This is a genomic window from Dyadobacter jejuensis (genome assembly GCF_003149085.1).
Classification (GTDB): domain Bacteria; phylum Bacteroidota; class Bacteroidia; order Cytophagales; family Spirosomataceae; genus Dyadobacter; species Dyadobacter jejuensis.
Genome location: NZ_QGDT01000002.1, coordinates 36634 through 51489, shown reverse-complemented (window position 1 = coordinate 51489; position 14856 = coordinate 36634). Strand labels below are relative to the sequence as shown.

The following is a 14856-nucleotide window of genomic DNA, read 5'->3' as shown; positions in this document are numbered from 1 at the left end:
TATCTAGAGAAATGTACCTTGTGGCTCGAATTAAAATTTGGCCTCGTAGAACCAAAGCAGGTGAAAAGGAGTTGAATGGATTGATTTTGTGCTTTTAAGTCTTAAGTTTTGAAGAAACATATACAGAAACAAGTTCGTACTGCGCGCTATATATTTTATAAGGAGACGTTAATAGATTTTAAGGAGCATTTCTGGACCTTCGTTGGCTCCTTCGGGGGGATCGCCCTTATTGGCTTTTTTCATACCGATTATTTTAGTAGGATCGACCAGGTATTTTTAATTGGTTCTTTTGGGGCTTCTGCCGTTCTGGTATACGGGTTGGTAAACAGCCCCTTGGCTCAGCCTCGCAACCTGATTGGTGGTCATGTGATCAGCGCAATTGTGGGCGTTACGGTACATATGGTGCTTCCCGATCAAATATGGGTGGCTTCGGCTTTTGCCGTTTCCCTCTCTATTGTGGCCATGCAAATGACTAAAACCCTGCATCCTCCTGGCGGAGCTACGGCGCTGATCGCTAATATTGGTTCGCCGCAAATCACCAGCCTAGGGTATATGTATGTGTTAAGCCCGGTGCTTACCGGTGTCACGATCCTGTTGCTAGTGGCTATTTTGATCAATAATAGAGCCGCTCATAGGAATTACCCGGCCAATAAGGATTGGTATAAAATCTGGAAAAGACGTTACCGTTAAGGCTTTTTGGGATCCGGTTGGGGCGTATATAGTAAAAAGACGGCCTTCAACCCTTATAGGTGGAAGATCCGGAAACTCAGTTTGTCAATATTTTAAGCATAAAAAAAGCATTAAGCTGCTTCTTTAGCTAACTTGCGGTGTTTACTGGACCCTATCCTTTAATACGAATTCTATTTTATCGAGAGAGTGGGCTCTCTTTAGGATCGTTTTTTTGTGGAGCAGGGCATTGGAATTATTGAGAACACTAAATTGGGATTGATAGGAATTGGCCTATTAAATGCGGGAAATGAGTAAAAAGAAAATCACGAGAATTAAGGATATTGCCGAAAAAGCTGGAACTTCTAAGGGAACGGTTGACAGGGTATTGCATAATAGGGGGCGGGTAGCGGAAGATGTAAAAGAGCGCGTCTTAAAGATTATTAAGGAGCTGGAGTATGAGCCTAATCTGATTGCACGAACCCTGAAATCTCAGAAAAGTTATAATTTTGCTGCATTAATTCCTAGCGAATCTTTCGATCCGTATTGGGCATCGCCCAGTGAGGGGGTTCATAAGGCCAATAAGGAATTACGGCAATTTGGGGTTCAAGTTAACGACTATAAGTTTAATCCGCATGATGTGGCCTCCTTCATTAAAAAGGCTGGTGAAGTGACGGCCGAAAAGCCGGAAGGTATTATCATAGCTCCTATATTCCATAAGGAAGGACTGCCATTTTTTGAAAAATGGAAAAAAGACGGAATCCCATTTGTATTAATTAACACCCAAATAGAGCAAGTTAGTCCCCTGAGTTATATAGGTCAGGATTCGTATCGTAGCGGTTATCTGGCGGCCAAGCTGATCAGCTATGGCCTGTCCAATGAGCCCCAAACCGTCCTTATCGCCCATATCAACGAAGATATCCCCAACTCAGTACACCTCCAGGATAAGGAACTAGGTTTTAATGCCTTTTTCGAGACTGCTTCGGAAACCAAGCATCAGGTGATCCGCACCGAAATAAATACTTCGACCGCACTAGAGTTGAGTAAGCATATGGATGAGCTCCTACTCACACATCCGGAATTGGCGGCCATCTATGTTACCAACTCCAAGGCCTATGAAATTGCCAGCTATTTATTCGCCAACAAACACCGTAAGATCAAGCTTGTGGGGTATGATTTGCTGGAAGAGAATCAGAAGTTCTTAAAACTAGGCTATATTGACTTTTTGATCAATCAAAATCCTCATGGACAAGGTTATTGGGGGATTCAACAATTGGCCAATCATCTCATTTTCAATAAAAAAATTCAACCCATCTTATTTTTACCCCTCGATATTATAACCAAAGAGAATCTTGATTACTACTTAGACCCTCTTTCTTAAACGGAATGTCTAGCAGTTTAAAAGTTAAAGGTTAAAGGTTAAAGGTTAAAAGTTAAAAGTATCGCAAACCTAACCCCTAACCCCTAAAACCTAAAACCTAAAAAGCACTGAACTGCTCATACATTTCCTTAAGCTTGGGTTCCGATTCTTTTGCCCTGATATCTTTCCGAATGGCGGTCACTCCTGGAATATCGGTGAGCAGGCCTAAAGCCTGATAGGCTCCAAAACGCACGAAGTAAGCAGGGTTATTCCGCGCTAAGCCTTCCAGTACGGGAATACTTTGTCTTTGAATATCCGGCTTGGACTTGAGTAAGTATTTACCGAATACTTGCAGGAAGTTATATTTTTCGGTAGGTTTCATTCGCTTCATTTTTTCTAAAAACCATTCGTACCTTTCTGGCTGCGCCAGGCCGGCGTAATAGTTGCCCACTGAGGTCACTATGGCGTCGTTGGGGGAGTTCTCAAACTGTAGGGCTATCTCGTCTGCATCGTCGGGGCGGTTGAGCAGATATTTGTCTAGGGCAATGGATACGACCTGGTAAGAGCTATCGGTGAGCGCTTCTCTGAATATTTGATCGCTGTTATTATCACCATAGGTAGAGAGGGTAATAATCGCCTCGGAACGCACCTGCGGGTGGGCATCGATGCGTGCACGGCTTTGTACGATCTTTTCTATAGCGGCAAAGTCGGCCCGGTCGTACTCGGCAAAATTGGCTATCGCCATTTGTCTGATTTTCCAAAATGGATCGGTCATTGCTTTTACCAAGACGTTTCTCACGGTGGTGTCGGCAAGTTGCCCTTCTAGCTGGGCAATGGCCTGGTATTTGGGTAGGAAGCGATCGGCGTGTTGATATTGGAAAATCATCTCCTGCCTATCCTTACGATGGTCGATGGAAGCCAACAGGGTAGCTTCAGGATCGAATAGCACCAGGTTCGGTTTTTCGGCAGCGGTAAAGCTAAAGGTCTGGTTGGCGCGTTCAAGTAACACCTCATGGCGTTGTTTTTTCCCTGCAACCCAAACGTCGATCGCTACAGGAATACGGTATACCGTGCTGGCGAGGGTATCTTGTAGTTGTTGGACCGTCAGTTGAAGGGTCTTGCTGGCTGGGATGTATTCTTGAGACACAGCCAGGTTAGGATGTCCAGGGCGGAAGAACCATTGGTCAAAGAACCAATTCAAGTCTTCACCAGTAACCTTTTCGAAGGCCATTCTTAGGTTACCTATTTCGGCCGTACCTAGGGCATTGTTTTGTAGGTATAATTTTAAAGATTCAAAGAAGGCGTCGTCGCCCACATAACTTCTTAGCATATGCAAGATACGCCCGCCTTTGGCATAGGAATGGCTATCGAAGAGGTCGTCGGGGTTCTTATAAAAATAACGTATCATAGGCACTTTTTTGGTCTCAGCCTCCGCCATGTACTGGTTCGTTTCCTGCAGGTTGATCCAGTCGGCTTGGTCGCGTCCTTCCCGGTACTCGGCCCATAAGTACTCGGAGTAGTTGGCAAAGGATTCGTTTAGGGGTAATTGTCCCCATTCTTCGGCGGTTACATAGTCGCCAAACCAGTGGTGTGCGAGTTCGTGGGCTATGACGCCGTCCGAATTGCCGTCCACCAAGGATCGGGTGTCGTTCTGCACCCCTTCTTCATGAACGGTGGCGGTGGTGTTTTCCATGGCTCCAGCTACAAAGTCCCTTACGGCGATTTGTGCATATTTCTCCCAAGGGAAAGGCATACCGAAAATATTGGTAAAGAAGGCAATCATGGCGGGAGTTCGCCCGAAAATGGCGTGTGCATCGGCAGCATATTGTGGCTCCACATAATAGCTCAGCTCCATGCCATTGGGCATAAGGTCCTTGGCCACGGCGAAGTCGCCGACAGCCACCATGGCCAAGTAGGGGGCATGTGGAATAGACTGCCGCCAATGGTCGGTACGCTGGCCGTCTTTGGCAGGTTCCGATTCGACCAGAATTCCATTCGACAGGGTCTTATAGGTGCTGTCGACGGTCAAATATATATCGTGGGTGAATTTTTGGTTGGGGGCGTCTAAGGTAGGGAACCAACAGGAGCTGGCCTCAGTTTCTCCTTGCGTCCATATTTGCCGTGGTTTTCCTTCTTCCATTCCATCGGCATTAATGAAGTACAAGCCCTTATCGGTAGGGTGGTCGTTGGGCTGGTTACGGGGAAGCTCGTTGGGCTTGGCAATATAGTCGATCCAAATAGCGATGGTGTCCTTTCTGGTATAGGTTTTACCAAGGTCGACCGTCAATTTCCGACTGTCGTATTGATACTTTAATTTGTTGGCTTTTTTACGGTCTATGTCCTTCGAAGAAGCCTCTCCAAGGTCGGACTGATCCTTTAGTAGGTATACCGATTTTATTTCGAATCCTTTGGCATCGATGGAGATACTATTCTGGGGATAGAAATGAGGTTTGAATTGAAGTATAGCCGTGGCTGGTACGCGTTGTCGTTGCCAGTCGAACTGAAGGTCGAGGCGGGTATAGATCAACTGCATCGGCATCGGTTTTTGTGGCCGATACGGGCCATTAGGGCTTTGCATCCCAGGGTTTTTTCGGTAGGTCGTGTCCAGGGTACTATTGGCAGAAACCGAAAAGTTGGAAATTAATGACAAAACAAGGGCAGTACCAATAATGATAAAGTTGTTGAATGTAGTCCTGTTAGCGTTCATTTTCTCCACTCGATAGGTTGTTTGTATGAGTTGATTCAAAATTAATTCAGATATGATTAGGCTTGGCGGGCGATGGTGCTCGACAAGGCAGCCCTTTTGGCTGGGATATACGATACGGTCAAGGTGATCACCACGATAATACTTCCCGACAACAGGATATCACCGGCAATTAATTTGACGGGATAGGCGTCTACAAGAGAGGACACCATTCCCATAGACACCAGACCATACTGCTGCTGGGCCAAACAAAGCAGCACTCCACTGACGATCCCGAAAGCGGCGCCCGTGAAGGCGACTATGGCGCCTTCCATCAGGAATATTTGGCGGATCATTCGAGGAGTAGCACCAAGAGCCATTAACATGGCTATGTCTTTTTTCTTTTCGATGGCTAACATGCTTAAGGAAAAGAATATGTTGATACCCGCTACCAAAATTATAAATGAAAGGGTAATAGTCACGAATAGTTTTTCAATTCCTATAGCCCTTAAGAGATCGGCATTCATGGCATCGCGGTCTTTTACGACGAATGTATCCCCCATAGCGGTTTCTATTTTGGAGACTACTTGCTTGGGCTCGTACCCTTCCTTAAGCTGGACTTCTAGGGAGGTACGTTCATGATTATATTGAAGCAGCTCCTCGGCAATTTTGAGGGGTACTATCACATAGTCGTCATAGCGAGTTTCTATAAAGAAAACGGCTCCAGGCCTCACAGGAATCTGGCTGAAGGCATCGGTGGCCGTAGGGTTGAGCACCCTAGTGCCCGTTTTGGGATACCAAAGCTCCAGGGGGATGATGATGTCCTGCAGGGATATCGCCAAAGCACTACGCACTCCTTCGGCTATTATAGCGAAAGGGGTCCCATTCTCTCCATACAGGCGAAGCTGCCCTTCCACCACGGCTTTCTCCAACTGGTTGCGCTGGCTGAAGGTACTATCTACCCCTTTTAGTCTGACTATGCTCTGTTGGTCTCCATAGCGGGCCAGGGCGTTGTCCTCAATCACTTGGGTGACGCTCTTGACGCCGTCTATCGATTGAATATTCTGCAGCAAATCGTCGGCGATTTTAAAACGCTTGCCTTGAGTAGGTGTAATCGTAACATCGGCATCGAAGGTTTTGAAAATGCTTCTGTTGAGTTCTTCCATCCCATTGAAAACCGATAACACCACCACCAAGGCCATAGTGCCTACAGCCACACCGACCATAGCGATGCGGGCAATGAGGCTAATGAAGCTTCTTTTGTTGCGGGAGACGAAGTACCTTGACGCGATTCGAAAGGGAAGATTCATTTCAGGTACCTTTTATGGCTGGGTGTCGTCTTGCTCGTCCTCTGGGTCGGCAGGGGGGATGACCAAATCCGAAAACAATTGGTCCATTTTGGACGCGTATTCGGCTGTGTCGTCTAGGTAAAATTGTAGATGGGGCACTATTCTTAACTGATGTCGCACCCGATCGCCCAGCTTCTGTCTGATAAATTTGGTGTTTTGCTGAATGCCCTTTAAGATTTCCTCCTTATTTTTATCCGGCAAAAAACTTAAGTAGGCTCTCGCAATACCCAAATCGGGTGTTACCCTCACCGCCGTAATGGTTATAAAGGATCCATTCGCCAAATGAGGGGCATCCTTTTGAAATATCTCACCAAGGTCTTTCTGTATTTGTCGGCCTACTTTCTGTTGTCTCTTCGATTCCATCTGAACTTTATCATTATGATAACTTTTCCTTAGAAGATCCTTCCAGGATGTTATATTTAAAATAACTGCAAATATCCGTACTTATTTTGTTTTTGTAGGGCTTGCCATTGTAATTTCGTGAAACTTATTCTTTTGATACCTATAACCAACACACCTTTTGTTAAGTTTTTTTAGGGTAAACGCTCGATATCAAACCGTAAGTTTGGTTGTATTCTTCCTGCTACTGAGGCTTCCTTTCCTATTTGGAGGAGCACCTTTATTGGTGCCAGAGCTCAGCTGGATGCTGGTAGGCGAGCAGCTAGGCCATGGTTTTATGTTATATAAGGATATCTGGGACAATATAAGCCCCTTGTCAGGCCTGGTCTATTGGTTGATGGACACCCTCTTTGGGCGGGCGCAATGGGCCTACCAGTTTGCCGCCATGGCTATTTCTATCGTACAGATTTTGTACTTCAATTACCTCGTTAGGTCCAAGGATCTACTTTCCGTTCGTTCCTTCATACCAGGGGCTGTTTATGCCATTTTTTTAAGTATATCCTTCGATTTGGGTACCTTATCGCCGATGCTGATGGCCACTACCTTCCTGCTATTTGCTTTTGGTACGATGGTGCAGGTGCTGCTACGGCGCGAAGTGTCGGTACAGGTATTCGAGATAGGACTGTATATTGGCATCGCCACCTTATTCTATTTGCCGGCGTGTTTGTTTATGTTATGGGGCTTTTTTGCCTTACTATTCTATACGGGCGCCACGTTTCGTCATCATCTACTGGGGTTTTTTGGTGCCGCTTTCCCCTTATTGATGGTGGTATTGATCTTCTATATGAGCGGCAGCCTGGAGGCGCTCAACCGTAATTTGCTCACTTCGGTATTTCAGGTGAAACAATACGATTTGAACGATTTCTTTTCTTTACTGATTTCAATTTTTCTGCCCCTTTTTATAGGTGTGTTGGGTTTCCTTAGAATATCCACTTCGATTCGTTTCGTCAATTTTCAGACCCGGGTGCAACAGGTACTGGCCTTGTGGTTCCTGGCTGCCATAGCTACCATTCCACTCATGCAGTTTTTGGCTCCGATGCAGTTTGTGATTTTTATCCCCCCATTGGCCTTTTTTGCGAGTTATTATTTCCAGAGCTTTAAGAAAAAGAATTATTTAGACGAACTACAGTTTTTGGCTATGACTGGGGCGATTCTCACTCTTCAGTATCAAGGAATGCGAGGTATCATTCCTGGGCTATCGGTAGGTAGGTTAGAGAATCTACAGGCAAAGGCCTCTGCCTTACCTGCCGAAATTGTAAATAGAAAAATATTGGTTTTAGGATATCATCAGGGGGAATATTTGCGCAATTATTCGGCGACTCCATATCTGAACTGGGATCTGGCTAGTCCCTATCTGAAGGATTTGGATAACTTCGAAAACGTGGTGCAGGTTTACGACAACTTCCAAAAAGACCCTCCCGACTACGTAATTGATAAGTCTGATATCATGCCAAAACTGCTGGAAAGGGTTCCGGCACTCAAAAAGCAGTTTGTTTTGAGTGCCAGTAAGGGGATTTATAAGCGACAGGCCTCACCAGAATAAATGGCAGGCTTAGCAAGAGATTTTTTCGACCCTTCGCTGGTGCCGGCCTCCTTCAAATTCGGTATTCAAAAAAGCCTCTAGCGATTCTAGAGCCTCCTTTAGGCCAATAAAGCGTACCGGAAAGCAGATGATATTGGCGTCGTTATGCTGACGTGATAGCGCGGCAATTTCTTTTTCCCAAGCTAAGGATGCCCGAATTCCCTGGTGCTTATTGGCTGTGATACACACCCCCTGGCCGCTTCCGCAAAGTAGAATGCCTTTTTCAAAACCTTCCGATTCTACGGCGCTGGCCACCGGATGGGCGAAGTCGGCATAGTCGGCCGAATCGGCACTATAGGTGCCGAAATCCTTCACTTCATAGCCATTAGTAGTAAGCCAGGTGACGATTGGCTCCTTGTAGGGAAATCCTGCGTGGTCCGACCCAATTGCAATTTTTCTCATTTCTTTTTTGTTAATTGTATCCACCTTGCCGTTTTACACTGGCGGTCTGGTGAGTAATTTGAAAGGATTGACGATAGTACAAAGGTACTATCAAATCGGAAACAAACTGAAAAACAAAGCTTATGAGTAAAGAATTAAACCATATAGAAGAAAATGCTACGGATTTATCATTGATGAATCCTGCGGTTAAAGAGGACGAAATACGCATTAAGGAGGCTTTTGAAGATAGAAACTGGAGTGAAATCAAGAGTTCTGATTCATGGGTTATTTTTAAAGTGATGTCCGAATTCGTTACCGGGTTTGACCATCTGGCTAAGATAGGTCCCTGTGTCTCTATATTTGGATCGGCCAGAACCTTGCCCGATAATCCTCATTATCAATTGGCCGAAGAAATAGCGGCCAAGCTGGTACGCCATGGCTATGGAGTCATTACTGGGGGAGGACCCGGTATTATGGAGGCCGGTAATAAGGGGGCCTTCGAGCAAGGGGGGAAGTCAGTAGGTCTTAATATAAAATTGCCATTTGAGCAACAAAGTAATATCTATATCGACGTCGACAAGAATATTAACTTCGACTTCTTCTTCGTTCGAAAGGTTATGTTTGTTAAGTACTCTCAGGGCTTTATTGTGATGCCCGGGGGCTTCGGTACTTTGGATGAGCTATTTGAGGCGATGACACTGATCCAGACTAAGAAAATAGGGCGTTTTCCTATCGTTTTAGTGGGTAGCTCTTTTTGGTCGGGCCTATTGGACTGGATTAAAAATGTGATGCTCACCGAGAAAAACATCAGTCCCGAGGATCTAAAGCTTATCAACGTCGTAGACAGCGCCGATGAGGTAGTGAAGGTAATCGATGATTTTTATTCGAAGTATCTACTTAAGCCCAATTTTTAAGAAGAGCAACGTGCCCCAACTTTTAGCAGTCATTCATTTATGCATCAAATAGACATTGCGGCCATTATAGCCATCGCCAAGGAGGCGGGAGAGGCTATAATGGCTATTTATGAAGACGATCAATTGAAAGGACAAGTAGCGTGGAAAGCCGATCACTCCCCGCTTACCCTGGCCGATCAGGCTGCGCATGGGGTCATTCAACGGGCGCTATTGGCCCAGTATCCGGCTATTCCCTTGCTTTCGGAAGAAGGTAATCTGGCGCCCTATTCGCAAAGAAAAACGTGGCAACGGTATTGGTGTGTGGATCCATTGGATGGTACCCGCGAATTTATAAATAGGAATGGGGAATTTACAGTGAATATTGCCTTAATAGAGGAGAATAAGCCCGTTTTAGGGGTGATTTATGTTCCAGTTACCGGGGTCGTGTATGCTGGTAGTGCCCGTGATGGGGCCTTTAAGGTGGACCCTCAAGGCCTTCAAAACTCCCTAAAGGTACGTCCTAAAGCAGACTCCTGGGTGTCGGTGGGCAGTAGGTCGCATGCTTCAGAATACGAGCTGAAGAAATTATCGAAATTCCCGATAGCCAAAAGCATTGCCATCGGTAGCTCATTGAAATTTGGCCTGCTAGCCGAAGGCTTGGCTCAGGTGTATTATCGTCATGGCCCTACCATGGAATGGGACACGGCTGCCGGGCATGCCATTTTGAAATATAGTGGCGGTACGCTTACTGGGCCACAAGGTGAGGATTTCCTTTACAACAAAGAGGATTTGCATAATGGCAGCTTCTTGTGTTTGGTAGGGGAGTAGGGTTGTGGCATCAACAGCTCCCTACGACGGTCTACTGCTACTATCCCGGCCTCAGGCCTTCCTTTTTTTGAGGAAATTCGCCTATATTGTCATATGAATCGCTGGTTTTTGATCAAGAAATTTATTGTCCCTTTGCTATATCTTGGAGTCCTTACACTTTTTGGGACGGTAGGGTATAGGATCATCGATGGGTTCTCATGGGTCGATTCCTTGTATATGACGGTCATTACGGTGAGTACGGTAGGGTATGGGGAGGTCAACCAGCTCACGTACCAAGGTCGTATCTTTACCATTGTGCTTATCATTACCAGCATCGGTTTTGTGGCCTATTACCTCACTTTTGTTACCCGGCTAATAGCCGATGGAGAATGGTCGAAAGAATACAAGCGGTTTAAGCAATATAAAAATTTGAAAAAAATGGAGAATCATGTCATTGTATGTGGTTATGGCCGTAACGGAGGAGAGGCCTGCGCCATACTGCGTGACAATCAAGTCCCTTTTGTAGTGATAGAAAAGGCCTCAAAAATAGAAGCACATCCTGGCGATATTGTGCTACATGCCGATGCTACCAGGGATGAAGTGCTGCTGGAAGCGGGGATTTTAAAGGCCAAGGCCATTATTATAGCCTTACCAGAGGATGCTGCCAACCTTTTCGTGGTCCTTACGGCCAGGCAGCTGAGTCCTGATATTCTCATCATCAGTCGGGCCTCTTACGACCAGAGTGTGGGCAAGCTCAAAATTGCGGGTGCCAATAATGTAATTATGCCCGACAAAATAAGCGGAGCCTATATGGCCTCCCTGGTACTTACCCCGGACGTCCAAGAATTTGTTACCCTCATGAGTACGCAACATAACGATCATTTTCAGATCGCCGAACTAGAGGTGCATGGAAAAGCGCATTTAGGGAGTCTGAATTTATGGTTAGAGACGGGATGTACTATCTTGGGGATTAAACAGTTGAATGGCCAGTACCTACGTAATCCCAGTCCCGACTACTACACCGCCCAGGCCGAAAGAATGCTTCTGATGGGTAGTAAAAAACAATTGGAGGAAGCCCGAAAGCTACTCCGTTCCTTGGCTTAATACTTCCCGGTTCACTCGAAGGAGAGGTATGGACTTAGTCGGGCTAGAGTAGCTTCATCCATGATACTAATCTTCTTTAGGTCGTCGGCATTGGTATAGTTTCCGTGTTGCAGTCGATAATTGACAATCACTTGCGCCAGTTTTTTATTGCGCAAATAGGGATGGGTACTAAGTTCTTGGGCCGAAAGCTTATTAATGGCAAGGAGATGGACCGGACTATTGGGCTGGGCGTATTGGTCCAGTTCCAGTAGCACCAAAGAGTCCAATCCATACACTTCCGCATATTGACTTTTGGAGTGAAAGCCTCCTAGTAAATCCCGATATTTGACGATTCGAAGGGCTAGTTTGCTGCCTATGCCTTTAAGGCTTTTTAGTTCGGTCGTATCCGCCCGATTGATATCGAATGGGGCCAGCGTTTTTTTGGGAACGAAGGGTCTGTCGGCGGGAGAGCGGGCCGATCGGAACCTGGAGCTAGACGAGTCCTTGGATTCACGAAAAGTCGTTGGTAAGGGGGCTGTCGACTCTGGTATTCTGATATAGGGAGCCAGCTGGTGGAACAAGTCCGACGGGAAATCGTATATACGCAAAAGGTCCTCTTTTTTCTTAAACTGCCCGCCTTTAGCCCTATAGTTGGCGATTCTTCGTGCCAAAAAGAGTGGGATTCCTTGTGATTCCATCTCCGGAACACCGATCGTATTGGGATTAAATGGACTATGCTGGATGGGCCCTTTTATGGAAGCTGATGAGGCGTGCCTAGATTCCTGGGAGGGGTATTTTTCTGCTGCCTTGGCGTCGGCCTCTAGTATTTGCGCAATGCTGTCCAATCGTCGGGTATCTACGGGGTCGTCGGCAATAGGCAAGTAGGGTAGTAGATACCGATTAAAAATATAAGGGAAACCCGACAGTACGATCATCAAGAATATGAGTGCCAGGGTGGCTCTAGCCTGTTTAGGGGTTATTCCGAAGAAATCCTGGAGTCGATGGTATATCCGTCTGAGCATGTGAATGGAAACGTTAAAAATGAGAAACATTTTTAAACGAAGGAGGGAGAACTACTAGGTCGACAGAGGAATGCCAATATTAATTTACAAAATTCCCTGACATACTCCATCATTGCGATCAAATTTCCTAATTTTGCCCGCTACCTGCCGATGGTAGGCTTAGAAATGACCTAGTTTTTTAAATTGACATAAACGATTATAATGGATCAAGCACCGGCTACATCCCTGCAAGATATTGTAGGACATGCAAAAGAATATGGTTTTGTTTTTCCTTCATCGGAAATTTATGATGGCTTGCAAGCCGTGTATGACTACGGTCAGAACGGTGTAGAGCTTAAAAATAACTTGAAAACGGCATGGTGGAAGGCCATGACACAACTTCATGACAATATCGTGGGCATCGATGCGGCCATCTTTATGCACCCCCTCACTTGGAAGGCCTCTGGGCATATCGATGGGTTCAGCGATCCAATGATCGATAATAAGGATTCGAAAAAACGCTACCGTGCCGATCAGCTCCTGGAAGCCAAGGCGGAAGAGCTCGCTGCAGCCGGAGAACCCGAAAAGGCCCAGGCCCTGTTGGCCGAGATGGGACGCTTGCTCTCTGCTGAAGATCTGACGGGAGTAAGGGAGCTGATAATCGCTCAGGATATCAAATGTGCCGTGTCGGGGACTACCAATTGGACGGAAGTGCGACAGTTTAACCTGATGTTTAGTACACAGGTAGGTTCCGTTGCCGAAGACTCGTCTACCATTTATTTACGTCCAGAAACTGCGCAAGGAATTTTTGTTAATTTCCTTAATGTACAGAAAAGCGGGCGCATGAAAGTGCCATTCGGTATCGCTCAGATAGGGAAAGCCTTTCGGAACGAAATCGTAGCCCGCCAGTTTACCTTCCGTATGAGGGAGTTTGAACAGATGGAGATGCAATTTTTCGTACGGCCTGGCACCGAAATGACCTGGTACAATGCCTGGAAAGAGGCACGTATGAAATTCCATGTGGCCTTGGGCCTCCCTGCCGACAGCCTTCAGTTTCATGATCACGATAAGTTGGCACATTATGCCAATGCCGCCGTGGATATCGAATATAAGTTTCCTTTTGGTTTCCGCGAGATGGAAGGGATCCATTCCCGTACCGATTTCGACCTGCGCAACCACCAGGACCTCTCCAAAAAGAAGCAGCAATATTTCGATGCCGAGCTAAACGAAGATGGAAAGCCTTATGGGAATTATATCCCCTACGTAGTAGAGACTTCCGTTGGGGCCGATCGTATGTTCCTAGCGGTATTCTGCAATGCCTATACCGTAGAGTCGGTGGGTGAGGGAGATAGTGCGAAGCAGAGGACTTATCTTAAGCTGCACCCCGCATTGGCTCCTTTCAAGGCTGCGGTACTTCCACTCGTCAAAAAGGATGGATTGGCCGAAAAGGCCCAAGAGGTAGCTGCCTCGTTGAAGTCTACCTTTAGGACTACCTACGACGATGGAGCGGCCATAGGGAAACGCTATACCCGGCAGGACCTTATCGGAACGCCCTACTGTATCGTGGTGGATTACCAGACCATGGAAGATGAAACCGTGACCATTCGTCATCGGGATACCATGGAACAGGAGCGTGTGGCTATAGCCGATCTGAAGGCCAAAATTGGCTATGAAGTAGCTATGGAACGTATTTTGGAGGCCATCTAAAAGATACCAAAATTGCATGAATACAATGCCTATAGGTCAGCCTCGGAAGGGGAGGGGTCTATAGGCATTTGTTTTAGTACCCGGTTCCGATAATGAAGAATTGCTTCAATAATTTTGGCCACGCTACTTGGCAATAGAAGTGGTGGTTTGTCGTTGCATTGTAAAAAATAGCTAAGAAATGAAGACGACTCCCTTTAATGCCCTGATCCTGGCCTTGTCTATTATTGTCACGTCCCTAATATTGTCCAACGCCTTTCAAAATCGGAACAAGGCCCAGAACACCATCAGCGTCACAGGTCTTGGTACGAAGGATTTTGTGTCGGACCTGATCGTTTGGAGCGGATCCTTTAGTAAAAAGGATCTGGATCTGAAGAGTGCTTATGCCAATTTGGATAAAGACAGGGAGAGTATTCGTCAGTACCTCATCTCGAAGGGTATTCAAGATGACCAAATAATTTTCTCGGCCGTTAACATTTCAAAAGAATTTGATAATGTGTATGGTGATAATGGGATGAAGATTCGCTCTACTTTTACAGGCTACAGTTTAAGCCAGAACGTACAGATAGAATCGAAAGAGGTAGACAAGGTAGAGGGTATCTCTAGGCGTGTGAGCGAATTAATTAATAAAGGAGTAGAGTTCTATTCCAATAGCCCCGAGTATTATTATACCAAATTGAAGGAACTCAAAATTGAGATGATCGCAGAAGCGACCAAGGATGCCAATATGCGTGCTAAGAAAATAGCGGAGAATTCAGAAAGTAAAATAGGGGATCTTAAAAAAGCGGATATGGGCGTGTTTCAGATTGTAGCCCAAAACTCTTCAGAAGAGTTTTCTTGGGGTGGCTCCTTCAATACGGCTTCCAAGCGCAAAACGGCGAATATTACCGTGCGACTTCAGTATGAAACTGAGTGAGATGCCCTGAGTGGTAGCATCGGCAAAAATAA

Annotated in this window: 13 protein-coding genes; 8 read left to right on the top strand and 5 right to left on the bottom strand. The window is 46.0% G+C overall.

Going from position 1 to position 14856, the window contains the following annotated elements:
* Positions 1 to 108: 108 nt before the first annotated feature.
* Both CLV98_RS04430 and CLV98_RS04425 read left to right on the top strand, forming a co-directional pair.
* Positions 109 to 690, top strand: a complete 582-nt coding sequence (locus CLV98_RS04430; RefSeq protein WP_109673114.1) for an HPP family protein — start codon at positions 109 to 111, stop codon at positions 688 to 690.
* Positions 691 to 976: 286 nt separating this feature from the next.
* Positions 977 to 2047 carry a LacI family DNA-binding transcriptional regulator gene (locus tag CLV98_RS04425; protein ID WP_109673542.1) on the top strand — a complete coding sequence of 357 codons (1071 nt, stop codon included), beginning with the start codon at positions 977 to 979 and terminating at the stop codon, positions 2045 to 2047.
* Positions 2048 to 2144: 97 nt separating this feature from the next.
* Here the strand turns inward: CLV98_RS04425 and CLV98_RS04420 are convergent, their stop codons facing one another.
* From CLV98_RS04420 to rbfA, 3 genes are read right to left on the bottom strand one after another with little or no spacing between them, the layout of a single operon-like run.
* Positions 2145 to 4772 carry a M1 family metallopeptidase gene (locus CLV98_RS04420; RefSeq protein ID WP_229203208.1) on the bottom strand — a complete coding sequence of 876 codons (2628 nt, stop codon included), beginning with the start codon at positions 4770 to 4772 and terminating at the stop codon, positions 2145 to 2147.
* A 17-nt stretch (positions 4773 to 4789) separates the two neighbouring features.
* Positions 4790 to 6019, bottom strand: a complete 1230-nt coding sequence (locus tag CLV98_RS04415; protein WP_109673112.1) for an FtsX-like permease family protein — start codon at positions 6017 to 6019, stop codon at positions 4790 to 4792.
* A 12-nt stretch (positions 6020 to 6031) separates the two neighbouring features.
* Positions 6032 to 6421 carry a 30S ribosome-binding factor RbfA gene (gene rbfA, locus CLV98_RS04410; protein ID WP_109673111.1) on the bottom strand — a complete coding sequence of 130 codons (390 nt, stop codon included), beginning with the start codon at positions 6419 to 6421 and terminating at the stop codon, positions 6032 to 6034.
* Between the two features lie 202 nt (positions 6422 to 6623).
* Here rbfA and CLV98_RS04405 point away from each other — a divergent pair, with 202 nt between their 5' ends.
* Positions 6624 to 8000 (top strand): hypothetical protein, encoded by a 1377-nt coding sequence (locus tag CLV98_RS04405; RefSeq protein ID WP_310588698.1) that lies wholly within the window; start codon positions 6624 to 6626, stop codon positions 7998 to 8000.
* 9 nt (positions 8001 to 8009) lie between these two features.
* Here CLV98_RS04405 and rpiB read toward each other — a convergent pair whose 3' ends face one another.
* Complete coding sequence (gene rpiB / locus CLV98_RS04400; protein ID WP_109673109.1) at positions 8010 to 8441, bottom strand: ribose 5-phosphate isomerase B; 432 nt, start codon at positions 8439 to 8441, stop codon at positions 8010 to 8012.
* Positions 8442 to 8614: 173 nt separating this feature from the next.
* On the opposite strand from rpiB, the gene CLV98_RS04395 reads away from it, so the two are divergent.
* From CLV98_RS04395 to CLV98_RS04385, 3 genes are all read left to right on the top strand, one after another.
* A complete protein-coding gene (locus CLV98_RS04395) occupies positions 8615 to 9334 on the top strand; it encodes an LOG family protein (RefSeq protein ID WP_229203249.1) in 720 nt (239 codons plus the stop codon).
* Between the two features lie 39 nt (positions 9335 to 9373).
* Positions 9374 to 10141, top strand: coding sequence for a 3'(2'),5'-bisphosphate nucleotidase CysQ (gene cysQ / locus CLV98_RS04390; protein WP_109673107.1), 768 nt, complete (start codon positions 9374 to 9376; stop codon positions 10139 to 10141).
* Positions 10142 to 10234: 93 nt separating this feature from the next.
* Positions 10235 to 11224, top strand: a complete 990-nt coding sequence (locus CLV98_RS04385; protein ID WP_109673106.1) for a potassium channel family protein — start codon at positions 10235 to 10237, stop codon at positions 11222 to 11224.
* 11 nt (positions 11225 to 11235) lie between these two features.
* Here CLV98_RS04385 and CLV98_RS04380 read toward each other — a convergent pair whose 3' ends face one another.
* Positions 11236 to 12225 carry a ComEA family DNA-binding protein gene (locus CLV98_RS04380; protein WP_158281198.1) on the bottom strand — a complete coding sequence of 330 codons (990 nt, stop codon included), beginning with the start codon at positions 12223 to 12225 and terminating at the stop codon, positions 11236 to 11238.
* A gap of 201 nt (positions 12226 to 12426) precedes the next feature.
* On the opposite strand from CLV98_RS04380, the gene CLV98_RS04375 reads away from it, so the two are divergent.
* On the top strand, positions 12427 to 13911 hold the full coding sequence (locus tag CLV98_RS04375) for a glycine--tRNA ligase (RefSeq protein ID WP_109673104.1): 1485 nt from the start codon (positions 12427 to 12429) through the stop codon (positions 13909 to 13911).
* A 178-nt stretch (positions 13912 to 14089) separates the two neighbouring features.
* Positions 14090 to 14824 (top strand): SIMPL domain-containing protein, encoded by a 735-nt coding sequence (locus CLV98_RS04370; RefSeq protein WP_109673103.1) that lies wholly within the window; start codon positions 14090 to 14092, stop codon positions 14822 to 14824.
* The last annotated feature ends 32 nt before the right edge of the window (positions 14825 to 14856 follow it).